Source organism: Ruegeria sp. BHSB064, from assembly GCF_059613205.1.
On the sequence record NZ_JBXWSB010000053.1, the window covers coordinates 1 to 22,756 of the forward strand.

A 22,756-nucleotide genomic window follows, 5' to 3' on the forward strand; every position below is an offset into this window, starting at 1 on the left:
ACCACGGATATCGAGGCGCTGATGAGCCATCAGTTCTCATCGGAAAGCTTCAGCGTTCTGGGCGTCTATGTCGTCGGCGGTATGCAGACTTTGATGTTCCTAGCCTTCTTTGCGTCGTTTGCGGTGAAAATGCCGATGTGGCCGGTGCACACCTGGTTGCCGGATGCTCACGTTCAGGCCCCAACCGCTGGTTCGGTCGTACTTGCGGCGATCCTGCTGAAAATGGGTGGCTATGGTTTCCTGCGGTTCAGCCTGCCGATGTTCCCAGTGGGATCAGCGGTGATGACCGATCTGGTGCTGTGGATGTCTGCGATTGCGGTTGTCTACACCTCGCTGGTGGCGCTGGTGCAAGAGGACATGAAGAAGCTGATCGCTTACTCGTCGGTTGCGCATATGGGCTTTGTGACCATGGGCATCTTTGCGGCAAACCAGCAGGGCATCGACGGCGCGATCTTCCAGATGCTGAGCCACGGGTTCATCTCGGCCGCGCTCTTCCTGTGTGTCGGCGTGATTTATGACCGGATGCACACTCGGGATATAGAGGCATATGGCGGTCTGGTCATTCGGATGCCTGCTTATGCGCTGGTCTTCATGCTGTTCACCATGGCCAATGTCGGCCTGCCGGGCACATCCGGGTTCATCGGTGAATTCCTGACCCTGATGGGTGCGTTCCAGGTCAACACCTGGGTGACGGCTGTGGCTGCGACCGGGGTCATCTTTTCGGCCGGTTATGCGCTGTGGCTGTACCGCCGTGTGGTCTTTGGCGATCTGATCAAGGAAAGCCTGAAAGCAATGACCGACATGAGCTCGCGCGAACGCCTTATCTTTGCCCCACTGATCGTGATGACCATCCTTCTGGGTGTTTACCCGTCGCTCGTGACGGATGTAATCGGGCAATCCACTGCCGCGCTGATTTCGAACTATGACACGGCTCTGGCCGCGGCTGAGGCTGCGACCCAGACGGCCGCCTCGCACTAAGGGAGCTTTGGAGACATGATCCAGGCTGATCTGACAATTATTCTGCCGGAAATCATTCTGGCGCTCTACGCGATGGCGGCGCTCTTGGGGGCTGTCTATACGACGAAAGACGGCATGGCGCCTTTGCTGGTCTGGACCACAGCTGGTCTGATGGCCCTTCTGGCGATCTGGATTGCCACACAAGGCGAGGGCACCAACGTCGCCTTCAATGGCATGTTCGTCGACGATGGGTTCGCCCGTTTTGCCAAGGTCGCCATCCTGCTCTCGGCAGGTGCCGTTCTGGTCATGAGCCAGGATTACATGGCGCGTCGCGATCTGCTGCGTTTCGAATATCCGCTGCTGGTCGCGCTTGCTGCGGTGGGTATGATGATGATGGTCAGCGCGGGCGATCTGATGTCGCTGTATATGGGGCTCGAGCTGCAATCGCTGTCGCTCTATGTTGTCGCGGCATTGCGTCGTGACAGCGCCAAATCGACAGAGGCTGGTCTGAAGTATTTCGTTCTGGGTGCGCTCAGCTCGGGTCTGCTGCTTTACGGTGCCTCGCTGGTCTATGGCTTTACCGGAACCACGCTCTTTTCGGGCATCATCACAACCGTTCAGGCCGGGGAAGTTTCGATTGGCCTGCTATTCGGTCTGATCTTCCTTATCTCGGGTCTTGCCTTCAAAGTCTCGGCCGTGCCGTTCCATATGTGGACACCGGACGTGTACGAAGGCTCGCCAACGCCGATTACTGCCTTCTTCGCGACCGCGCCGAAAGTGGCCGCCATGGCCCTTTTTGCACGGCTGATGCATGACGCGTTTGGCGGCATTGTGAAAGATTGGCAGCAAGTGATCGTCCTGCTTTCGGTTCTGTCGATGCTGCTGGGTGCGGTGGCTGCGATTGGTCAGCGCGACATCAAACGTCTGATGGCCTTCTCGTCTATTGCCCATATGGGTTACGCTCTGATCGGTCTGGCAGCAGGCACCGAGTTGGGCATCAAGGCGATGCTGATGTATCTGGCTATCTACGTGACCATGAACATCGGAACCTTTGCCTTCATTCTGATGATGGAACGTGACGGCAAACCGATCACCGATATTGACGCCCTGCGCCAGTACTCCAAGCGTGATCCGGGCAAAGCCCTTGCCGTTCTGATCCTGATGTTCTCGCTGGCCGGTGTGCCGCCGATGCTGGGTTTCTTTGCGAAATTTGGCGTTTGGCAAGCAGGCGTCAGCGCTGGTCTGACCGGTCTTGTGATCGTCTCGGCCATCGCGTCCGTCATTGGTGCCTTCTATTACCTGCGGATCGTGTTTTACATGTATTTTGGGGCTGAGAATGAAGATCCGATTGAAACCCGATCAACGCCCGTGCTGTGGGTTGCCTTGATGGGTTCGGCTGCCCTGATGCTGGTCGGTATCTTCTATCAGTTTGGGGTCGAGGGCGCGGCGGCAGCTGCGGCAGCGACGCTTGTCAACTGAACGTCTTGAACACTTGGAAGGAGGGGCTCGGTCGTGCGACCGGGCCTTTTTGATATGACCAAATGGCCCCAAGGCTATGGACTGCACGAGGTGCAGGAAGTTGATAGCACACTCAATGAGGCAGCGCGGATTGCGCCCACTGCGCGTGGTCCCGTCTGGATCATGGCGCATCATCAAACAGCGGCACGTGGGCGGCGCGGCCGGGCATGGGCCAATCCAATGGGTAATCTGGCCGCGACCTTGTTGATGCAGCCGCAAGGTGCGCCGGAACAGGCAGCGCTACGCAGCTTTGTGGCCGCGCTGGCCTTGTTCGACGCCTGTGTTGCTGTGACCGGAAGAACGGCCGGTCTGTCGCTGAAATGGCCCAATGATGTCCTGCTGAACGGGGGTAAGCTGGCCGGTATCTTGCTGGAAAGCACTGGTCAGGGGCAAGGTGTTGCGCATCTGGCGATCGGCATCGGTGTGAACCTGGCTAATGCACCTGACGCGGATGCGGTCGAACCTGGTGCGATGCGGCCCGTTTCATTGCTGTCGGAAACCGGTTCAAATGTCTCGCCCGAAGACTTCCTAACCGAACTGGCCGCAGCTTATGCCAGGTATGAAACCCAATTCGTCACCTATGGGTTTGAACCGATCCGCACCGCGTGGCTGGCCCGCGCGGCGCGGTTGGGAGAGGTCATTACCGCGCGTACCGGAACGTCAGAGACGGTTGGAACCTTCGAAACAGTAGACGCAAGCGGCAACCTTGTCTTAAACACCGCCAAAGGCCGTGTGAGCATTCCCGCGGCAGACGTGTATTTCTGAAAGGGGCGTTAGATGCTTCTGGCCATTGATTGCGGCAACACCAATACCGTTTTCTCGATCTGGGACGGCGAGAAGTTCCTGTGTACCCTGCGTACCTCGACCCACCATTCCCGCACTGCGGACGCGTATTTCACATGGTATTCGACACTGGTGAAACACTACGAGATCGATGTCGAGATCACAGACGTCATCATTTCATCCACTGTGCCACGCGTGGTGTTCAATTTGCGCGTTTTCGCGGATCGTTTTTTCGGATGTCGACCACTGGTCGTGGGAAAACCCGAAACACTGTTGCCCAGCCCACCTCGTGTTGACGAAGGCACTCAGGTCGGACCCGACCGCATAGTAAATGCGGCAGGTGCCTATGATCGTTTCGGTGGCGATTTGATCGTTGTGGATTTCGGAACGGCCACAACATTTGATGTCGTCGCGCCTGATGGGGCCTATGTGGGTGGAGTCATCGCACCCGGCGTTAACCTGAGCCTTGAGGCATTGCATTTGGCCGCAGCGGCTTTGCCCCACGTTGATATCTCGAAGCCGCAAAAGGTGATTGGCACCAACACTGTAGAATGCATGCAGTCCGGCGTGTTCTGGGGCTATGTGGGTCTTGTGCGCGAAATTTGCGAGCGTATTAAAGGCGAGGCCGGGGTTCCGATGAAAGTGATTGCTACAGGCGGGTTGGCTCCGTTGTTCCAACAGGCCGCACATCTGTTTGATGCATTCGAAGATGATCTGACGATGCACGGTTTGACCGTGATCCATCGCTATAACAAGGATAATGGCTCCGCATGAGCAATGAAAGATTGATCTACCTGCCGCTGGGTGGCGCGGGCGAAATTGGCATGAATGCCTATGTGTACGGCTATGGCAAACCCGGACAGGAGCGCCTGATCCTTGTCGATTTGGGTGTCACCTTTCCGGACATGGACACAACACCCGGCGTCGACCTGATCTACGCAGATATTTCGTGGTTGAAAGAGCGTGCAGACCGGCTGGATGGCGTCTTTATTACCCATGCGCATGAGGACCATGTTGGTGCCGTGGCGCATTGCTATGAAGCTTTGGGCGCGCCGATCTATGCCCGCGCGTTCACGGCCAATATCGCGCGCCGCAAGATGGAAGAGCACGCGCACCCGACCGAGGCGGTGACGACCGTATCTGCCTGGCCCGAACAGGTCTCGGTCGGGCCTTTCACGGTTGGTTTCCTGCCTGTATCGCACTCGATCCCCGAAAGCGCGGCGTTGGTCATCGATACGCCTGCCGGACGGGTCGTGCATTCGGGCGACTTTAAACTCGATGCGAACCCTGTCGTGGGTGAGGCTTTTGATCCAGACTTGTGGGCCGAGGTCGCCAAGCCCGGCGTCAAGGCGTTGGTCTGCGACAGTACGAACGTATTCTCGGCCCATACGGGCCGTTCGGAATCCGAAGTAGGGCCGGAAATAACCAAACTGGTCGAAAGCGCCGAAGGCATGGTTGTGGCTACTACCTTTGCCTCAAACGTTGCGCGGGTCAAAACACTGGCCGAAGCAGGTCAGCGGGCAGGGCGGTCGGTCGTCCTGTTGGGCCGCGCTATGCGCCGAATGATCGAAGCCGCAACCGAAACGGGCATCCTGTCGGATTTTCCAAAGGTAATCAGTGCCGAAGAGGCGCTGGATCTGCCGCGTCAGAACCTGATGTTGATCGTTACGGGCAGTCAGGGCGAGCGTAGGGCCGCCAGCGCGCAACTCGCGCGCGGCAAGTACCGCGGTCTGGAATTGGCCGAGGGTGACCTGTTCCTGTTTTCCTCGAAAACCATTCCGGGCAATGAGCGGGGCGTGATTTTCATCATGAACCAGCTCAGCGAAAAGGGTGTGGATGTGGTGGATGACAGCTCGGGTCTCTATCACGTATCAGGCCATGCCAACCGGCCTGATCTTGAGAAGGTCCATGCGCTGATGGACCCGCAAGTCGTGATCCCGATGCACGGTGAACACCGTCATCTGCGCGAGCACGTCAAACTGGCCGAGAATGGTGGCAGAACCGGCGTGCTGGCAGTGAACGGCACCATGCTGGATCTCAGCGGTAACGCCCCGGCTGTTGTCGATTATGTCGAAACCGGGCGTACATACTTGGACGGGTCGGTCAAGATCGGCGCGTTGGACGGCGTGGTGCGGGATCGTATCCGTATGGCCCTCAACGGGCATGTCACCGTTACTGTGGTTCTGGACGAAGAAGACGAACCGCTGGGCGAACCTTGGTGCGATACAATGGGCCTGCCCGAGATCGGAACTTCACGCGCGGCTTTGGTGGAGGTTTTGGAAGAGGATCTGAACCAGTTCCTGATGCGGGCCGCCGCCAAAACACTACGCGATGACGACAAGCTGGAAGACGAGATGCGCCGGATCGTGCGGCAGACCGCCAAGGCCGAAATCGGCAAGAAGCCCGAAGTAACAGTGGTTGTCAGCCGGATGCGGTGAAACCGATCCGTCAGTCGTGATCGGGCATCGGATAGCCCTTGAGACGCAAAAACAGATTGGCTTCTTCGTCATTCTTATAGAATGGCACTGACGCAGGCGGCTCGGGTTTTGTAACCCGGGCTGCTATTTCTGCCAGAACAACCTCGGTGATGAATGGCAGGTCAAGATCGCGCGCGCGGTCCAACTGCACCCATTGCAGGTGAGACAGCTCGTCTGAGGCGCGGCTGAAATCGTCCAGATCACCTTGCAGGGCTTCCGCGTCGACCAAAAAGAACCGTGCGTCGAACCGACGAGGGCGACCGGGCGGTGTTACAGCGCGGAATACGAACTGCAAGGCAGCTGCGGATGGCACGTATCCCATGGCGGAAAAACTCTGCCAGTCGTCGGGCGCGTGACCTGGCCAAGCACCCGGTTGGCCCAGAACAAGCCCTGTCTCTTCCCAGAGCTCCCGAATGGCAGCGGCGGCCAGCGCATGTTGCAATCCGGACTCGGCCTGTTCTGCCAAACGGTTACGGCACAGATCGGGCAGCTTGGTCGCCAGGGGCACTTCTGAGTCCGCTGGATCAACGGCTCCGCCAGGGAACACAAACTTGTTTGGCATGAACACAGCTTTGGAGCCGCGTTGACCCATAAGGATCGACGGGTTGGTCCATCTGTCCCGCAACACGATGACAGTTGCTGCGTCACGGATGGCGGTTTTGTCTGCTGTCATGTCTGCGCCACGCGGCCGATTGGGCTCACTTGGATGTTCCGAAACCGTGCATACGGCGGGCCCACTGATACGCGACAACGGCGCCTTTCAAACGGGGCAGCAGGTACAGCGACAGGGCAACGCATCCAATTGAGAAACCGATGGCCATGGTCCAGGGGTCTGGCCGCCAATGGACGTAGGACACATGCAAAGCAGGTGCCAGCAGGTGACCAACAAGAAGGATGGTCAGATAAGCCGGACCATCATCGGCGCGGTGATGAAACAGCTCTTGCCCGCAATTCGAGCAGCTGTCATTGACCTTGAGATAGCTGTGCAACAGCTTGCCCTCACCACAGTTGGGGCATTTACACCGGAACCCTTTGACAAGGGCGGGCCATGTTTCACGCTCTGTTTCGGTCGCGGTGTCGATCGTCTGATCCATCATAATATAACTCGCGCATTAATCTTTGCGGGATAATGCGCCTGAACGGGCGGATTTGAAAGGGGGGTGCGTCGCTTTGCAACGCTTGGTCCGCAATACGCAGAAATCGCTTCTGAACGCATTTTCAAAAATGTCACCTTATTGCGACGGAATTCCCGTTTGGCTGCGTTTGAATAGGTATGAGCAGCGGCACTGGGGCCGCGTCAACAAGGGAAAACCGAAATGAAAAACGCGACATTCATCACGGCCATCGTTTTGTCCGCAGTTGCCGTCACCGGCACATCTGTTCTGGCTGCCGGAAAAGGCGGGCGCGAGCCTGTATCCTTTCAAGAGCTCGACGCCGATGGCGACGGTCAGGTGACACAGCAAGAAATGGAGGCCCACCGCGCCGCACGCTTCACGCAAGCGGATACAGATGGTGATGGCCAGCTGAGCCTTGACGAGATGCAAGCCGCTGCGCAGAAAAAGGCAAATGACCGCGTTACCAAGATGTTCGAAAAGAATGATGCGAACAAAGACGGGTTTCTCAGCCAGGACGAGTTGCCGAAACCCCGCCGGGCTGACAAGATGTTTGATCGGATGGACGCGGATAACAGTGGCGGAATCTCGGAACAGGAATTTGCCGATGCCAAAGACAAGATGGGGCGGCACCACAAGAAAAAGCATCAGAACTCGGACGCTGACGATAGCTGATGCAGGATGGAGGACCTGACCTCCCACCCACAAGATGCCCGCGATGCGCTGTGCAGCGCGGGCAGCCTCAGCGACGATGCGTTGCTGGGGCGCTTTGCCGATGGCAATGCCGAGGCCGCGCGGATTCTTACGGATCGTCTTGGTCCACGGTGTTACTCGGTCGCATTGCGTATGTTGGGCAATCGGGCTGAGGCCGAAGATGTAACACAAGAGGCGATGATGCGGCTGTGGCAAATGGCACCGGATTGGGTGTCGGGTCAGGCCAAAGTCTCGACCTGGCTGTACCGGGTGACGCTGAACCTGTGTGTGGACATCCGGCGCAAGAAAACACCCGACAGGCTGTCGGACGTTCCCGAGCCTGAAGATGGACAAGCCAGTGTGGTTGATCGCATGCAGGACGAGGCGCGCAAGGACGCATTGCAGATTGCTTTGGCCGAATTGCCCGAGCGACAGCGACAAGCGGTGGTGCTGCGCCATATTGAAGAATTGCCCAACCCCGAAATTGCCGGGATCATGGGCGTTTCCGTGGAAGCGGTTGAAAGCCTGACAGCGCGGGGAAAACGAAGTCTGGCTGCCATTCTGGCGGGGCGGCGCGAAGAACTGGGGTATGACAATGGCGGATGACAAGCTGGAACTGGATCAATTGTTTGCTCAGGCGCGGCAACAACGCCCGACCCTGCCGGACGATCTGGCCGTGCGCATCCAAACGGATGCCGAGGCAGTGCGCTTGGGGCGCATGAATTCCACGCAACAACCGGGGCCTGCGCTGTGGGACAGGTTGGTGCGCAATCTGGGTGGCTGGCAGGGGTTGAGTGGCCTTGTGGCGGCCAGTGCGGCCGGGGTCTGGATCGGATTTTCCGCGCCTACATTTTTACCCGATCCCGCCAACCTGCTGACAACGCAAGAGACGACCTTTCTTGTGGCCGACCTTGGCTATGACACGAGTTTTCTGGAGACCACGGAATGAACGCTGATCCCAAACCCAAACGCCGGTGGATGCCCGTTGTCCTAGTTGTGTCTCTGGCTCTGAATCTGTTGATTGTTGGCGTCGCTGTCGGAACTGTGTTGCGCCTGAAAGGCGGGGATCACGCCAAGGCACCGCCGGGATTTGGACCGGCCTTGTACCGGGCGTTGCCAAAAGACGATCGCAAAGCGATGCGGGGCGAACTGTCGGGGTTGCACAAAAAAGGAACCAGAGGCCGCAAACAGGATTTTGAGGCGATGAGCCAGGCGTTGCGCACGGTACCCTTTGATCCGGGCGCGGTTGAAGTGCTGTTGCTTCAGCAGGCGCAGGCAACGGCTGCATTGCAGCAGGCTATGCAAACGCAATGGTTGGCGCGGGTTGCCGCCATGAGCGACGAGGAAAGACAGGCGTATGCAGATCGATTGCAAGACATAGTCGAACGCGGCCCGCATAAAAACAAGAAAAAGGACTGATCGGTTTTAAGCCGCGTTCTGCCGGACGCTCACCTGATTGCGACCGGCTTTTTTCGCCGCATAAAGCGCTGTGTCAGCGGACTTAATCAGGTTCTCCAAGTATGGCGAGGGATAGTCTTGATCGGGGAATGGGCCACGGGATATTTTCATCCCGACGCTGACTGTCACGTTGACTTGCGGTCCCTGATCCGAGAGCGGAAACGGGGTACTGCAAATGCTGTGACAGAGAGACTCAGCGAGTTGCATCGCTTGTTTGGATGTCACATTTGGAACCCCGATCATAAACTCTTCTCCACCGATACGGGCGACAAATCCGTTGGAGCCAAGGGCGCTATGCATGCGTTCTGCTGCCTGCTTTAGCACGAGATCGCCACTGGCGTGACCGTGGTCATCGTTGATTGCTTTGAAATGGTCGAGATCGGCCAGCATGACAGCAAAACTGCTTCCGGTTCGGGCAGATTCGCGTGCGATCTGGTCCAGTGCTCGCATGGCAAACCGGCGATTAGGCAGCCCGGTCAACGGGTCGATCCACGAGTCCGCAAGTCCCTTTTTCAGAGATACACGCATGTGATCCAGCCGGGCTTTGCGCGCGATCTGATTATCCAGCCTAAGCAGGATCTCCTGCGCGCAGAATCCATCGAGACAGATGGCGTCCGCGCCCCGATCTAATGCCTCTGATGCCTGAACAGCGTTGTCGTCTTTGAGCACACCGATCAAAACCGTGTTTCGCGTAACGCTACGCGATCTGAGATCAGCTAGGACTTTCAGATCAGACGGATAAGCGCCCAGTTCGACAACGATGGCGTCCGGAACCGCACCAGACAACACGCTTTGAAGATTCGATTGCAAGTGCCACGACAAAGAATACTGACGCTGATCGCTGAGCGCGTTGTGCCACAGGATGCCGGTTTGTGCGGCATGTGTCAGAATATGAACCTTCGCTGTTTTTGGCGGGCGGATAAGGCTGGGTGCGGGTTCTCTGAACCCGACCGGCTGTGAACTGTTGCTGACCTGAAGGTCCTGAGTGACAGCATGCGCACGCAGCAAACTGCGGATGCGCGCAAGCAGTAATGTGTCCTTAAAAGGATGCGTGAGTACATCGTCCAGCCCATCCTGCAAAGCACGCAGCCGCGCGTCCCTGTCGTTTTGCGCAGCAACGGCAACGACCGGCACATCTTCAAGCCCGGGAACGGTCGCAATAACCTTTTTGACATCCGCAGCCGTTCCATCGGGTAAAGCCTGTGCTGTCAAAATCAGATCAGGTTGGGTGCGGCGCACAAGCGATGACAGGCCTTCAAGCTTTTCACCCTGTACCACGTGATACCAGGCCGCCGTCAGCTGAACCTTCAGCATGATGCGATTGGTTGATACCCCGTCGAGGACAAGGATCGTTCCCTGCACAGACATTGTTGTTCACCGTTGATTGCATACGTGAACAAAGTGTTTATGAGTCTGGTTAACAAACCCTTTCCAAGAGTGGATCTGAGCACAGTTTATGCCGATGTCATCCGAATCCGCGGAAACCCTGGCCCTGACAGCTCTGGGCTGGCTGGTTGGAAATGACGAGCTTTTGCCTGTTTTTTTGGGCTCGACAGGCGCTTCGATCCAAGATGTGCGTGATCGCGCAGGGGATCCAGATTTTCTGGCCTCGGTGTTGGATTTTCTGGTGCTTGACGATTCTTGGGTCATGGCGTTTTGTGACGCCAACGCGGTCGCCTACGATCTTCCTGCTCAGGCAAGGACGGAATTGTCCGGCGGCGCTGATATACATTGGACCTGAAATCCCCTTCCGCAGGAGAACATGATGCCGATAGATGCAATCGTCTTCGACAAAGACGGCACGCTGTTTGATTTTGCAAACACATGGGGTGGCTTTGGCCGTTCTTTGCTGCTGCGACTGACAAATGGTGACAAAACCCGGGCCGCCGAGCTTGGGCAGATAATCGGCTATGATCTGGAACAAGAGCGATACACCGCAGACAGTATCGTTATTGCTGCGACTGTTGAGGAAATCGCCGACGTATTGGCCGCGCATGTGGACAGCATGACGGTTGATGAGATCGTCGATCTCATGAATGCCGAAGCAGCAGCTGCCCCTCAGTCTCCTGCTGTTCCTTTGGTCCCGTTTCTGGAAAGTTTGCAGAATGCGGGGATCAAGCTGGGTGTGGCAACCAATGACAGTGAACATCCGGCCTTGCAGCATCTTGAGGCCGCAGGAATTCGCGAGCATTTCGACTTTATTGCTGGGTACGACAGTGGTCATGGTTTCAAGCCAGGCCCAGGCCAATTACTGGCCTTTGCTGCGCATGTCGGGGTTGATCCTTCGCGGGTCGCAATGGTCGGTGACAGCCTTCATGATCTCCAAGCCGGGCGCGCTGCCGGGATGATGACGATAGGTGTTTTGACCGGTTTGGCCGAAGCAGAGGCGCTGGCACCCATGGCCGACGTCGTCCTGCCCGATATCGGGCATATCCCCGAATGGTTGGCCAGCAAGTAAGCGGTTAAATCCGGCAATCGACAGTTTAAAATAGAAAACCGACATATTCTGTCGCAGACGGAGCGGCCATCATCGTGTCTTCAGGGCTTGCTTGCTGTAAGCAGGAATGGAGGCCTTGATGGGCGAGACAACAACACGCAAGCGCCGTGGTGGAGGGCGCGCAGGGGCTGCAGCGCGCAGAGGAACTGCAACTATCGATCAGATGCCCTGGGATCCGCCCGTCAACATCGACCATCCCACGGAACCGTTGGATCAGGCTGGAATAGAAGCGATCCATGATGGTGCCATGCGTATCCTGGAAGAGATCGGGATCGAGTTTTACAACGAAGAGGCCATTGGCATCCTGCGCGAGGCGGGCTGCACCATCGACGGTGACAATGTGCGCATGGGTCGCGATTTTGTCATGGAGATGGTTGCGAAAGCCCCCAGCCAGTTTTCAATCACCCCACGCAACCCGGACCGCAAGATCGAGATCGGCGGAAAGAACATGGTTTTCGGCAACGTCTCGTCGCCGCCGAACTATTGGGACATGGAGATTGGAACAAAAGTTCCCGGCAACCGGGAGATGTGTCGGAATCTGTTGAAACTGACGCAATATTTCAACTGCATCCATTTCGCCGGAGGTTATCCGGTGGAACCTGTCGATATTCACGCCAGCATACGGCATCTGGACGTGCTTTATGACAAGCTGACGCTGACCGACAAAACCATGCATGCCTATTCTCTGGGCAAGGAACGCGTCGAGGATGTGATGGAGATGGTGCGCATCGCAGGCGGTCTGAGCCACGAAGAGTTCGAGGCCACCCCGCGCATGTACACCAACATAAACTCTACGTCGCCGCTCAAACATGACCAGCCAATGATCGACGGGTGTTTGCGGCTGGCGCGACGCGGGCAAGCGGTTGTGGTGACTCCGTTTACATTGGCAGGGGCCATGGCACCGGTGACAATGGCAGGCGCAGTGGCCCAGTCACTGGCCGAGGCGCTCTGCGCAATCGCCTTGTTCCAATATGTGCGCCCGGGAACTCCGTGCGTGATCGGCACATTTACGTCGAATGTCGACATGAAAACCGGAGCACCCGCTTTTGGGACGCCGGAATACATGCGCTCGACCCAGATGACAGGTCAGATGGCACGGTTCTACGGTCTGCCGATGCGGTCTTCGGGTGTTTGTGCCGCAAACGTGCCCGATGGTCAGTCTATTTGGGAAACCTCGAACTCGCTTTGGGCATCTGTACAATCGGGCACCAACATGGTGTATCACGCAGCCGGTTGGTTGGAAGGTGGCCTGATTGCAAGCCCGGAAAAGTTCATCATGGACTGCGAAATCCTGCAACAAATTCAACGTTATATGAACCCGGAATTGACCGCCACCGGTCCTGATGAGATCGCGCTTGATGCGATCCGCGCAGTTGGCAATGACGGTCATTTCTTCGGCATTCAGCACACGCAAGACCGCTACACTACTGCGTTCTATCAACCTTTCCTGAGTGATTGGAAGAACTATGAAGGGTGGGAGGTTGCTGGCGGCATTTGGACAGCCGAGCGCGCCCACCACATGTTCAAAGAAATCATTTCGAGCTTTGACGCTCCACCAATGGACGAAGCCATTCGGGAAGAACTGGCAGAGTTTGTGGAGCGCCGCAAAGCCGAGGGTGGCGCGCCGACGGATTTCTGATCAATTGACAAATGTCGAAGTGATACCCGGTTGCATTCGCCGCAACTCAGGGTGGATTTTGGCTATTTGTTAAGATTTTTCAGCTCAGAGTGCAAGGGACACCAAGTTGGGGTTTCCGATGCACGGTCTGATCAATCGAGCGATTCAGTCTTTTGTCTGCGCAACCTACGGGCAGACCTGCTGGCTGCGCGTGACCGAGGGCGCAGGGTTGGGGTTTTGCGAGTTTGAAGCCATGCTCATCTATGACGATGACATGACGACAAGAGTGTTAAACACGCTGAGTGGCGATCTGGACCGACCAAAGGCCGAGATACTTGAGGATTTGGGGACATATCTTGTGTCCCACCCGAACATGGAAGGGCTGCGTCGTCTGCTCAGGTTTGGCGGCGTAAGCTATGTTGAGTTTCTGCACTCGCTGGACGATCTGGCCGACAGGGTGCGTTTGGCTGTGTCAGATTTGACCTTGCCGGCCCTTGAGCTGCGAGAGCTATCGGCAACGGAGTATCAGCTGTGTTGCTTTCCGGGCTTGCCCGGTTATTCCAGTGTCATGGTTGGTGTTTTGCGCGCTATGGCAGATGACTACGGCGCATTGGTCATACTGTCACATGAAGGGCAGCAGCAGGACAGTGACGTCATTTCCATCATGTTGGTAGAAAGCGCTTTCGCGGAAGGACGCCACTTTGACTTGGGGTCGCACAGCAGATGACCGATACCCAAGAACTTGCGGGCCTTCTGGAAACGCTTTGTCCAATGTTCCTGTTGGTCAAGCAAGACGGAAGGATACAACAAGTGGGGCCGACACTTCAAAAACTGCGACCAGAATTGCCGCTGATCGGGCAGGGTTTTCTGGAGGTGTTTGAATTGATCCGTCCCAGAACAGTTACAACCATTCCGGCGTTGCTATCGATGGCCGGGGCGAAACTGCACCTGAAGTTCAAGGATGAACCGCGTACGACCCTCAAGGGATTGGTCGCCCCTTTGCCACAATCCGGTGGTGCGGTCATCAACCTGTCGTTCGGGATTTCAATTCTGGATGCGGTGCGGGATTACGCACTTACAAGTGCGGATTTCTCAGGCACCGACCTTGCCATTGAACTGCTTTATCTGGTCGAGGCCAAATCTGCCGCGATGGAGGCGTCGCGGTCGCTGAACCTGAGGCTTCAGGGCGCGATGCTTGCCGCTGAAGAGCAGGCTTACACCGACACGCTAACCGGACTAAAGAACCGCAGGGCCATGGATCACGTTCTGGCACATCTGATCTCGGGCAATTCGACCTTTGCCTTGATGCATCTGGATCTGGATTTCTTCAAATCCGTGAATGACAGGCTGGGTCACGCTGCGGGTGATTTCGTCCTGCAACAGGCGGCCCGTATCATGATTGAAGAGACGCGCAACGAAGACACGGTTGCGCGTGTTGGTGGGGACGAGTTTGTCATTGTTTTCAAAGACCTGACGCGGGACGACAGGTTGAAGGCAATTGCTGATCGACTCATCCAACGCTTGAACGAACCTATGCTGTTTCAAAACCAGCAATGTACGGTTTCAGCCAGCATCGGCACGGCTCTGTCCACTCAGTTTCAAGTGCCCAAGGCGGCTGATATTTTACATGCTGCGGATTTGGCATTGTATCAGGCCAAACGGGACGGCCGATCGTGCCATCGGCTTTATTCGACACTGAGCAAGGCGCGGTCCTGAACGACTACGGTGGTTCACGCTGATGCGAACGCCTCAGTGACCTTTTGTGCGATCTGGCGCTGAATGGGCGCGAGCTCTCCGACAACGGGCATGACGATACCTTTGAAGTGGGCGCGTTCCAGCTCTTCGGGAACGTCTTCCAGAACATGCCCTCCGGTACAGGCGAAGAACGGCAGGCAAATCGCTTGACTTGACGCATCGCGCGCGGCTTCGGCAATCGAGGGCGGTTCCTCGACAAAGCCAACCCTGATCGATTGAAACGCAACCTGCCTGCCAAGCCGATCCGCAAATTCGTTGGCCACCGCTGATGGATTCCGGCTGCGGCCCGACCCGTGCGCAGCGATCACCAAATCTGTCGAATTGGCCTCCCAATGCTCTTCCCGCAACTTCGCCTCCAGCGCGTTCGCAGTCAGAGCGGGCAGATCGGGATCAATGCCCAAGGGATCCAGAATACGTGCTGTGTGGTCTCCGACCCGCTTCGGCAGGGCACTTGTCACGAACCAGCCCTTCGCCATGAAAAGCGGGTAGATCACCGCATCTTCTGGAAGGCTGTCCAGTTTCAGCTCTAACGCGCCGGGCTTGGCCAGCGTTGCCGAATGCACCGTCACAGTCTCAGCCAAAGCGTCCACCTTCGCAGCAAACGCAGCCAACGCGGCTTCGGCCGGATCCGGGTCAGAGGGCTGGCCATGAGCGACAATAATAGCGTGTGACATTCGGATCTCCTGCTGCAGTCTGCGATAGGTGTTTCGGCGCGGCCTGAAGTCAACACCAGTGTTAACTCAGAAGGGTCAGCCAAAGCCAGACGGTCAGAATGGATGCTGCTGTTCCGATCAAAACGGATGAGGCCGCAACGCGTTTGGCGCGGCCATACATATTCGCAAAGATATAGGCGTTGAAGCCCGGAGCCATGGCGGCATTCAAAACGCCCGAGCGGAACAGATCCTGGGGTAGACCGGTGGATGTGCCGAAGACCCAAACAAGGCTGGGGTGCAGCATCAGCGAGATGCAGCAGACAAAGCCAATAGTGCGTAAATCGCCTTCGGGTTTGTATTTGACCAACACGCCCCCCAATGCAAACAGCGCGCCCGGTAGGGCGGCGCGGGTAACAAGCTCAAGCGCTTCGTCCACGACTGCCGGGATGATCAGACCGGTTATGTTGACGAAAAAACCAAGCGCGATACCAAGGATCAGGGCGTTCTTGAACATCGCTGACAGAACCGAGCGCGCCATATGTACACCGCCATTGCCGCGATTGCGAACGACCTCCATCACCGTGATTCCAACGCCGTAGCAGAACGGAGAATGAAAGGCGATAATCGCGTAATTGCCCGTCAGGTTCTCGGGGCCATATGCCCGTTCGGTAATCGGCAGGCCAAGCAGGACAGAATTGGAAAACAGGCAACAGAACCCTATGGCTACACAGTCTTCCCAGTCCCGGCCAAAAATGATCCGTGCCCCAAAAAGACCTGCGGTGAAACACAGCGCGGCGGCGGAATAGAAGCTGGCCAACAGCCGGGGGTCGAAACTGGCGCTGAGGTCCAGATGCGCGATGGCAAGAAACAGCAGGCAGGGAATCGCAAAACCTTGGGTGAATTTCATCAACCCATCGACGTGCTCTTGTTTGAAGTATCCCGTGCGGGTCGCCGTGTATCCGGCGCCGATCACAAGGAAGACGGGAAGAATGACGTCGATCAGGCTTTGCAGCATATGGCCCCCGTGCGGCAAGCGCGCTGTGATATCCTGTGCGCGCGGGGCAGGGGCCTATTGCGCCTGATGGATCACCATCCCGTCAAAAGCGGGGGTGATATGGTCGGGTGTTTCCGCGTCAACCGACGCATAATCCAGATCGATATGCATATTGGTTAGAACCGCGCGTTTCGGCTTTAGCTGTTCGATCCATCCCAGCGTCTTTTCCAGATGCGCGTGGGTCGGGTGCGGGGAGCGGCGCAAAGCGTCGATGATCAGGCAGTCCAACCCTTCCATTTCGGGCCAGGCGTCGTCGTAAATCTCTGCAACATCCGGCAGATAGGCCAGCTGACCGATTCGGAAGCCAAGAGAGTCGATCGAGCCGTGGTTCACTTTGAACGGGCGCAGCGAAATGGGACCACCGGGACCGTCGATTTCGAAAGGGCCGCTAATCGACTTTAGATCCAGTATCGGCGGGTAGGGTGAGCCTTCGGGCTGAATGAACGCGTATCCGAAACGGCCCAACAAGGCGTTTTGTGTGTCCCCATCCGCCCAGACGGGTACGCGCGTTTTCATATTGAACACGATCATGCGTAGGTCGTCGATCCCGTGCACATGATCCGCGTGGGAATGGGTATAGACCACCCCATCCAATCGCCCGGTGCCCGTGTCCAGCAACTGACTGCGCATATCCGGCGTGGTATCGACCAGAACCGATGTCGTCCCATCGGGCCCGTCACGTTCAATCAGCAGCGAACAGCGGCGTCGCACGTTCTTCGGATTCGTGGGGTCACAATCCCCCCATTGACCGCCCAGCCTTGGTACGCCGCCCGATGACCCGCAGCCCAGAATTGTAAATCGCGTCCCGGTCATGCAGCGGCCTTGTACAGCGCGGCCTTGGTGAACAGGCGGTCAAAATTCGCCTGTGTCTGAGCTGCAAAAGCGGCGTAATCCATGCCGAAAACCTCAGCCCCTTTGCGGGCGGTGTGGGCCGTATAGGCGGGTTCATTACGTTTGCCGCGATAGGGCGGTGGGGCCAAATAGGGCGCATCGGTTTCCACCAGAATGCGGTCTACCGGGGCGCTTGCGAAAATATCCCGCAACTCCTGGCTTTTGGGGAAAGCGGCGATGCCGGACATGGACAAGTAAAAGCCCAGATCCAGCGCGGCCTTGGCCAGTTCGGCAGAAGAAGAGAAGCAGTGCATAACGCAGGAATAGGGCGCGTTGCGATACTCCTCGGCCAGAATTCGGGCCATGTCATCATCCGCCGCACGGGCGTGAATAATCAGTGGCAACCCGGTACGCTGCGCAGCTTCGATGTGGACACGAAGTGACTGTTGTTGCACGTCCGCACTGTCGGCTGTGTAGTGATAGTCCAAACCGGATTCGCCGATGCCGACGAATTTAGGATGCTGCGCCAAGGTGACCAGTTCGTCGACCGACGCCATCGGCTCGTCTGCCGCACTCATCGGATGTGTGCCAGCGGCAAAAAAGACGGGTGCATGGGCTTCGGCAATCGCACGGACACCGGGTTCATTGCGAAGTCTGGTGCAGATTGTTACCATCCGGGTCACGCCTGCATCAGCAGCGCGCTTGATGATCTCGTCCAACTGGCCGTCGAAATCCGGGAAGTCCAGATGGCAGTGGCTGTCGGTAATCTGGGGGGTGTCGCTCATCTGTTCTGACCGGCGGTTTCCTGTATCTTGAACACCGTATCTAGGACCAGAGCGGCAGGGTCAAGGTTCACCGCCTGACCATGGCGTGCGCGTGCTGTGATTGTCGCGGCGACCTCAGCCCAGCGGCGGGCTTGATCGGGGGAAGCTGAAAGACGCATCAGCGTTTCACCTTCGTTTGGGGCCGCTTCGGGAGAAGGTGGCGTACCAGTTGCACCGGTCAGAGCCAGCCGAGACAACGCGACATCGATCAGCGTTAGCAACAGCTCGAAACGCTCAGCGGCACCGCGCCGGGCTGCGGCTTCGGACAACGCCAGTGCGCGTTGCCGGTCCATACGGGGCAGGGTGCCCAGTATGGCGATCAGTTCGGCATAAATGTCCAGTCCGCCAAGATTGATTAACCGCACAGCATCGCCAACTGATCCTGCCGCTAGTGCGGCCAGGTGTTCAGTCTGGGCGGGAACTTCTGTTCCGGTTTGCGAAAGGGCGGCTTGCATGTCCTGCGGGTTCAGCGGGCCAAGGCGCAGCGTGCGACAGCGCGACCGGATGGTCGGCAGCAGGCGCGAAGGCTGGTGCGATACGAGCAAAAGCGTGGTGCGGGCAGGCGGCTCTTCCAGCATTTTGAGCAACGCGTTGGCGGCGCTTACATTCATTTCATCCGCCGAATCCACAATCACCACCCGGCGTCCGCCATCTGCGGAAGATAGACCAAAGAACTTTCCCAGCTTGCGGATATCGTCGACGACAATCTCGCCGCGCATCCGCCCCTGATCATTCAGAGATCGGGTGACAACGGCCAGTCCTGGTTCGGCTCCGGCTTGCATGCGATGCGCAACCGGATGATCAGGATCAATTTCGAGCGTTTCCGGCGGCGGTGGCGCTCCGAACAGGCCGCCATCATCTGTCGGAGGTGTGGCCAGAAGAAACCGGGCGATGCGCCAAGCCAAAGTCGCCTTACCGACGCCACGTGGCCCGGTCAGCAACCAGCCGTGATGCAGCCTGTCGGAATTGTAGGCTGTCAGAAAGGCCTGTTCTGCCGCGTCCTGACCAAAAAGCCGCGTGGTTTCGCGCGGATGCGGTGCACCCGGCACCTGATCCGGAGAAGGGGTATCGTCGCTCATCGTCTACCGCAAAGCTGCTTGAACGATATCTGCCACATCCTGCGCAACGCTGTCCATGTCTCTGTTGCCATCCACGACGCGAAACCTGCCCGAGAATTCGTCAGCCAGCGCCAGAAAGCCTGCGCGCATTTTCTTTTGCAGATCAGGGCCGAAATCCTCGAACCGCTCTTCGGTGCCCTGCCTGCCTTTGGCGCGCGATAGGCCCGTGTCCGGGTCCATATCGATGAGCAGCGTCATGTCCGGTTCCCGCCCGATCATGAGGGTATGCAATTGATCAACCAGATTGCGTAGGTTGCCGCGTGACAAGCCCTGATACATCCGCGTGCTGTCGGCGAAACGGTCGCAGATCACCACTTTCCCTGCGGCAAGGGCGGGTTCGATGGTGCGTTCCAGATGGTCGCGGCGGGCTGCGGTGAACAGCAACAACTCCGTCTCGGCCGACCACCGATCCGGGTCGCCTTCCAAAACAAGGCGACGAATTTCCTCGGCCCCCGGAGAGCCGCCGGGTTCCCGCGTCAACACGACTTCATGTCCCTGCGCGCGCAGGCGATCCGCCAGCATCCGCGCCTGGGTTGACTTGCCTGATCCGTCAATGCCTTCGAAGGTCAGAAATAACCCCGCTTTCGTCACATCGACTCCAGCGGGTTGTTGATCACGTCTTTTAGAACGATGCCGCCAACAGTCAGCATCCGCACGACAAATCCACCAATTGCTACATCTTCGGCAGCCACCAGCGGGCGCCGGATTTCGGGCAGTCCTTCGGGCTTGATCACCAGTTCCGCCAATTGCTGCCCTTTCTGGACCGGCGCGTTGATGGGCCCGTCATAGACCACTTCGGCCTCGACATTCTGGGTGCCCAGAACCGGGAACAGCACGTTCAGGTCTCCTTCCGGGACAAGCCCCACGGTCTTTTTCTCGCCCATCCACAGTTTGGCTTCGGCTATCGGCGTTTCCGCGTCGGCAACTGTCCTCTCGATAAAATTTCGAAACGACCAGTTAACCACGGCCTCAGCCTCCTCTGCCCGCTGGCCCGTGGTGTCGAGGCCGGTCAGGACGAAAATGACACGCCGATCACCCTGTTTTGCAGACCCGACAAGGCCATAACCGGCTTCTTGTGTGTGGCCGGTTTTCAACCCATCCGCACCGATATCCAGACGCAGCAGCGGGTTGCGATTGCGGGCATTTGATGGCGCGCGGCCATCGAATTCAAACACCTCTTCAGCGAAAAGAGGGTAATATTCGGGAAAGTCTGTGATCAAGCGATCTGCCAGTACAGCCAGATCATGCACCGACATCAACTGCCCGGCAGCAGGCCAGCCGTTTGAGTTTGCAAAGTTCGAATGGTTCATGCCCATCTGCTTGGCGCGTTGGGTCATGTAACGTGCAAACCCCGCCTCGGTCCCATCGGGGCTGAGCGCTTCGGCAATCACAACGCAGGCGTCATTGCCTGACAAAACGATGATGCCGCGCAACAAATCCTCAACGGTAACCCGATCCTGAGTGTTCAGGAACATGGTCGAGCCGCCATAGCTCATCGCATGTTCAGATACAGGCAGGGTTTCGTTCAGCGTCAAACGCCCGTCCCGCAGGGCTTCAAACGCCACATACAGCGTCATCAGTTTGGACATAGACGCGGGTGGAAGCGGCAGATCGGCGTCTTTTGACAGAAGAACTGTGCCGGTGGTCTGATCGATCACATACGCCGCGCGGGCCTCGGTATCAAAGGCTTGTGCAGGTAGCGCCATAAGGGCAACGCCCATGGCCAGAACGGATGTGCGCATTGAGGCTAACATGCTGCGTCTCCCTGTTTCAGTCGGATACGGTGAACGCGTCTTTGAAGCCAAGGTCTTTCACGTCCTTCTGAATGGCTTTGCGTTCGGCCCGAGTTGCGGCGGGTCCAACCAGCACCCGCCAGACAGTGTTATTTGCAGTTTTCAGTTCCCGAACAACTGCGGACATGCCGTTTCTGCGCACCTTCTGAGCGGCAGAGTTGGCATTATCCTCGACGCTGAAGGTGCCGATCTGAACAAACGGTTTGCTCAGCGATGATGCCGCAGTCGCGGCAGTCGCTGCAGTAGCCGCGGCTGGTGTCGCTTCGGTCGCATCAATTGCTGCGGCGGCACCTTCGATCGGATCCAGTGGCGTTTCGGTGATCTCTGCGGGATCTTTCTTTTGCCACCATTTCCGCTTGGCTGGTTTTTCGGCTGGGGCTTCGACCGGCGCATCCGACAGAGCCGGAGCGGTTGCGGCTGCAGTCGCTTCGGTCGCAACTTCTGCGCTATCCGTGGCTGCATCTGCAGCGGCCACCGCAGTTCCAGCGGCGGCAGCAGTTCCGGCAGCCGCAGCAGCGGGTGCTTTCTTCTGCCACCATTTCCGTTTGGCTGGTTTTTCAACAGGTGCCTCAGTCTGCTCGTCTGCTGTTTCCTCGGCAGAATCACTGACTGTTTCCGTGTCTGCTGTTGCGTCCTCTTCGGATCCCGAGGCACTTGCTACAACTGCGGTCGTACCGGCTGCGGCAGCAACGGGTTCTTTCTTCTGCCACCATTTCCGTTTGGCGGGCTTTTCAGTCTCACCCGTGGTTTGACCATCGGATGCTGCATCTGCAGACGCAGTAGCAGTTTCTTCTGCTGCGTCCTCAGCTTGTGGTGTCTCTTCGGACGCGGGCTCTTCTATCTTTTCGCGGCGCAGGGCGACCACGCTCAGCTTTGTGGGTGCCCCTGCCAGCAATCCAAGCTGTTCCGCCGCAGCCGACGAGACCTGAAGCGCCGGTCCGGGTAAATTGCGTTCTCGTCGGAACAGGGCGCCAGTCACGGATTTATTGTTGTCCGTGTTCTTGATCACAACGCGCTCGGGTTGTTTTACGTCAGGATGCGCAACCCAAATGCCACCCAGCGAGGGTCGCCCATCCCAAAGACCCGCTTCGGTTACGCCGAATACGTCCGGCGCTTCTACGTCTCGCTGCGAACCACTGGTCACCTGGGGAATAAGTTCGATTTTCCCGTCGTTGTCCTCAGGTTTTTCGGTTGATTTAGCTGTACCCAGGGCCTCTTCACATCCGGCCAAAATCGTCAAAGTCAACGCCAGATACGCCAGCCTCTTCGGCCCCGGGCGTGTCTCGATCGCTCGCTTCATCTGCTTATCCCTTGCCTGAAGGGGTTTCGTTTCACGAACCCCGCTGCCGGTCTGCTGGTTCTGTATGCCAGCCTGTTACGGTCTTTCTACCCGATCATAACGTGGCTGAAGTGTCATGGAAAGACCGCTGAAAAGTCTTCGGCAAGATTTCCCGTTTTCGACTTGCCTCTGATCGAACTTGGCCTTAGACCCGGCTTTCGACGGGGAGGTGGCAGAGTGGTCGAATGCGGCGGTCTTGAAAACCGTTGGGCGTGAGAGCGTCCCCAGGGTTCGAATCCCTGTCTCCCCGCCACTCATACCTGTCTCACGGTCTTG

The 22,756-nt window shown here is 57.6% G+C and carries 25 protein-coding genes and 1 tRNA gene; 15 read left to right on the forward strand and 11 right to left on the reverse strand.

What is annotated here, in order from left to right:
• From AC2FNU_RS13455 to AC2FNU_RS13475, 5 genes are all read left to right on the forward strand, one after another.
• A partial coding sequence (locus AC2FNU_RS13455) for an NADH-quinone oxidoreductase subunit M (RefSeq protein ID WP_496789142.1) occupies positions 1 to 978 on the forward strand: 978 nt, incomplete at its 5' end.
• 15 nt (positions 979 to 993) lie between these two features.
• Complete coding sequence (gene nuoN, locus AC2FNU_RS13460; protein WP_496789144.1) at positions 994 to 2,436, forward strand: NADH-quinone oxidoreductase subunit NuoN; 1,443 nt, start codon at positions 994 to 996, stop codon at positions 2,434 to 2,436.
• A gap of 54 nt (positions 2,437 to 2,490) precedes the next feature.
• Positions 2,491 to 3,240 carry a biotin--[acetyl-CoA-carboxylase] ligase gene (locus AC2FNU_RS13465; protein ID WP_496789147.1) on the forward strand — a complete coding sequence of 250 codons (750 nt, stop codon included), beginning with the start codon at positions 2,491 to 2,493 and terminating at the stop codon, positions 3,238 to 3,240.
• A gap of 12 nt (positions 3,241 to 3,252) precedes the next feature.
• Positions 3,253 to 4,032, forward strand: coding sequence for a type III pantothenate kinase (locus AC2FNU_RS13470; protein ID WP_496789150.1), 780 nt, complete (start codon positions 3,253 to 3,255; stop codon positions 4,030 to 4,032).
• Positions 4,029 to 5,696, forward strand: coding sequence for a ribonuclease J (locus tag AC2FNU_RS13475; RefSeq protein ID WP_496789154.1), 1,668 nt, complete (start codon positions 4,029 to 4,031; stop codon positions 5,694 to 5,696). The genes AC2FNU_RS13470 and AC2FNU_RS13475 overlap by 4 nt, the downstream gene beginning before the upstream one ends.
• Before the next feature lie 10 nt (positions 5,697 to 5,706).
• On the opposite strand, the gene AC2FNU_RS13480 is transcribed toward AC2FNU_RS13475, so the two are convergent.
• Together AC2FNU_RS13480 and AC2FNU_RS13485 are read right to left on the reverse strand one after the other, a co-directional pair.
• The gene (locus tag AC2FNU_RS13480; RefSeq protein ID WP_496789156.1) at positions 5,707 to 6,408 is read right to left on the reverse strand and encodes an NUDIX hydrolase; all 702 of its coding nucleotides are present in this window, start codon (positions 6,406 to 6,408) and stop codon (positions 5,707 to 5,709) included.
• A gap of 25 nt (positions 6,409 to 6,433) precedes the next feature.
• The gene (locus AC2FNU_RS13485; protein ID WP_496789158.1) at positions 6,434 to 6,832 is read right to left on the reverse strand and encodes a DUF983 domain-containing protein; all 399 of its coding nucleotides are present in this window, start codon (positions 6,830 to 6,832) and stop codon (positions 6,434 to 6,436) included.
• A 219-nt stretch (positions 6,833 to 7,051) separates the two neighbouring features.
• Between AC2FNU_RS13485 and AC2FNU_RS13490 the strand changes: the two genes are divergently transcribed.
• The 4 genes from AC2FNU_RS13490 to AC2FNU_RS13505 are packed head-to-tail and all read left to right on the forward strand — an operon-like array spanning position 7,052 to position 8,959.
• A complete protein-coding gene (locus AC2FNU_RS13490; RefSeq protein ID WP_496789160.1) occupies positions 7,052 to 7,522 on the forward strand; it encodes an EF-hand domain-containing protein in 471 nt (156 codons plus the stop codon).
• Between the two features lie 6 nt (positions 7,523 to 7,528).
• Positions 7,529 to 8,146, forward strand: coding sequence for an RNA polymerase sigma factor (locus AC2FNU_RS13495; RefSeq protein ID WP_496789162.1), 618 nt, complete (start codon positions 7,529 to 7,531; stop codon positions 8,144 to 8,146).
• Positions 8,136 to 8,489: a hypothetical protein gene (locus AC2FNU_RS13500; protein ID WP_496789164.1), complete on the forward strand. Its 354-nt coding sequence runs from the start codon at positions 8,136 to 8,138 to the stop codon at positions 8,487 to 8,489. The genes AC2FNU_RS13495 and AC2FNU_RS13500 overlap by 11 nt, the downstream gene beginning before the upstream one ends.
• Positions 8,486 to 8,959 carry a periplasmic heavy metal sensor gene (locus AC2FNU_RS13505; protein WP_496789166.1) on the forward strand — a complete coding sequence of 158 codons (474 nt, stop codon included), beginning with the start codon at positions 8,486 to 8,488 and terminating at the stop codon, positions 8,957 to 8,959. The genes AC2FNU_RS13500 and AC2FNU_RS13505 overlap by 4 nt, the downstream gene beginning before the upstream one ends.
• A 6-nt stretch (positions 8,960 to 8,965) precedes the next feature.
• Here AC2FNU_RS13505 and AC2FNU_RS13510 read toward each other — a convergent pair whose 3' ends face one another.
• A complete protein-coding gene (locus tag AC2FNU_RS13510) occupies positions 8,966 to 10,366 on the reverse strand; it encodes a diguanylate cyclase (protein WP_496789168.1) in 1,401 nt (466 codons plus the stop codon).
• 88 nt (positions 10,367 to 10,454) lie between these two features.
• Between AC2FNU_RS13510 and AC2FNU_RS13515 the strand changes: the two genes are divergently transcribed.
• From AC2FNU_RS13515 to AC2FNU_RS13535, 5 genes are all read left to right on the forward strand, one after another.
• Positions 10,455 to 10,739, forward strand: coding sequence for a DUF3572 domain-containing protein (locus AC2FNU_RS13515; RefSeq protein ID WP_496789170.1), 285 nt, complete (start codon positions 10,455 to 10,457; stop codon positions 10,737 to 10,739).
• A 24-nt stretch (positions 10,740 to 10,763) separates the two neighbouring features.
• Positions 10,764 to 11,456, forward strand: coding sequence for an HAD family hydrolase (locus AC2FNU_RS13520; protein ID WP_496789171.1), 693 nt, complete (start codon positions 10,764 to 10,766; stop codon positions 11,454 to 11,456).
• A gap of 118 nt (positions 11,457 to 11,574) precedes the next feature.
• Positions 11,575 to 13,134, forward strand: coding sequence for a trimethylamine methyltransferase family protein (locus AC2FNU_RS13525; RefSeq protein WP_496789173.1), 1,560 nt, complete (start codon positions 11,575 to 11,577; stop codon positions 13,132 to 13,134).
• Positions 13,135 to 13,252: 118 nt separating this feature from the next.
• On the forward strand, positions 13,253 to 13,840 hold the full coding sequence (locus AC2FNU_RS13530) for a heme NO-binding domain-containing protein (RefSeq protein ID WP_496789175.1): 588 nt from the start codon (positions 13,253 to 13,255) through the stop codon (positions 13,838 to 13,840).
• Entirely contained in the window at positions 13,837 to 14,829 is a 993-nt protein-coding gene (locus tag AC2FNU_RS13535) for a GGDEF domain-containing protein (protein WP_496789178.1), read from the forward strand. The genes AC2FNU_RS13530 and AC2FNU_RS13535 overlap by 4 nt, the downstream gene beginning before the upstream one ends.
• Before the next feature lie 14 nt (positions 14,830 to 14,843).
• On the opposite strand, the gene AC2FNU_RS13540 is transcribed toward AC2FNU_RS13535, so the two are convergent.
• The 8 genes from AC2FNU_RS13540 to AC2FNU_RS13575 all read right to left on the reverse strand — a co-directional run bounded on the left by AC2FNU_RS13540 (position 14,844) and on the right by AC2FNU_RS13575 (position 22,441).
• Positions 14,844 to 15,542, reverse strand: coding sequence for a CbiX/SirB N-terminal domain-containing protein (locus AC2FNU_RS13540; RefSeq protein WP_496789180.1), 699 nt, complete (start codon positions 15,540 to 15,542; stop codon positions 14,844 to 14,846).
• A 61-nt stretch (positions 15,543 to 15,603) separates the two neighbouring features.
• A complete protein-coding gene (locus AC2FNU_RS13545; RefSeq protein WP_496789182.1) occupies positions 15,604 to 16,536 on the reverse strand; it encodes an AEC family transporter in 933 nt (310 codons plus the stop codon).
• 54 nt (positions 16,537 to 16,590) lie between these two features.
• The gene (locus AC2FNU_RS13550) at positions 16,591 to 17,388 is read right to left on the reverse strand and encodes an MBL fold metallo-hydrolase (RefSeq protein WP_496789187.1); all 798 of its coding nucleotides are present in this window, start codon (positions 17,386 to 17,388) and stop codon (positions 16,591 to 16,593) included.
• Positions 17,385 to 18,191, reverse strand: coding sequence for a TatD family hydrolase (locus AC2FNU_RS13555; RefSeq protein ID WP_496789189.1), 807 nt, complete (start codon positions 18,189 to 18,191; stop codon positions 17,385 to 17,387). The genes AC2FNU_RS13550 and AC2FNU_RS13555 overlap by 4 nt, the downstream gene beginning before the upstream one ends.
• Positions 18,188 to 19,309 (reverse strand): DNA polymerase III subunit delta', encoded by a 1,122-nt coding sequence (locus AC2FNU_RS13560; protein ID WP_496789194.1) that lies wholly within the window; start codon positions 19,307 to 19,309, stop codon positions 18,188 to 18,190. Before AC2FNU_RS13560 ends, AC2FNU_RS13555 begins: the two co-directional genes overlap by 4 nt.
• A 3-nt stretch (positions 19,310 to 19,312) precedes the next feature.
• Positions 19,313 to 19,939: a dTMP kinase gene (gene tmk, locus AC2FNU_RS13565; RefSeq protein ID WP_496789196.1), complete on the reverse strand. Its 627-nt coding sequence runs from the start codon at positions 19,937 to 19,939 to the stop codon at positions 19,313 to 19,315.
• On the reverse strand, positions 19,936 to 21,102 hold the full coding sequence (locus AC2FNU_RS13570) for a D-alanyl-D-alanine carboxypeptidase family protein (protein ID WP_496789199.1): 1,167 nt from the start codon (positions 21,100 to 21,102) through the stop codon (positions 19,936 to 19,938). The genes tmk and AC2FNU_RS13570 overlap by 4 nt, the downstream gene beginning before the upstream one ends.
• Before the next feature lie 16 nt (positions 21,103 to 21,118).
• Positions 21,119 to 22,441 carry an SPOR domain-containing protein gene (locus AC2FNU_RS13575; protein WP_496789201.1) on the reverse strand — a complete coding sequence of 441 codons (1,323 nt, stop codon included), beginning with the start codon at positions 22,439 to 22,441 and terminating at the stop codon, positions 21,119 to 21,121.
• A gap of 202 nt (positions 22,442 to 22,643) precedes the next feature.
• Between AC2FNU_RS13575 and AC2FNU_RS13580 the strand changes: the two genes are divergently transcribed.
• Positions 22,644 to 22,733, forward strand: a tRNA-Ser gene (locus AC2FNU_RS13580).
• The last annotated feature ends 23 nt before the right edge of the window (positions 22,734 to 22,756 follow it).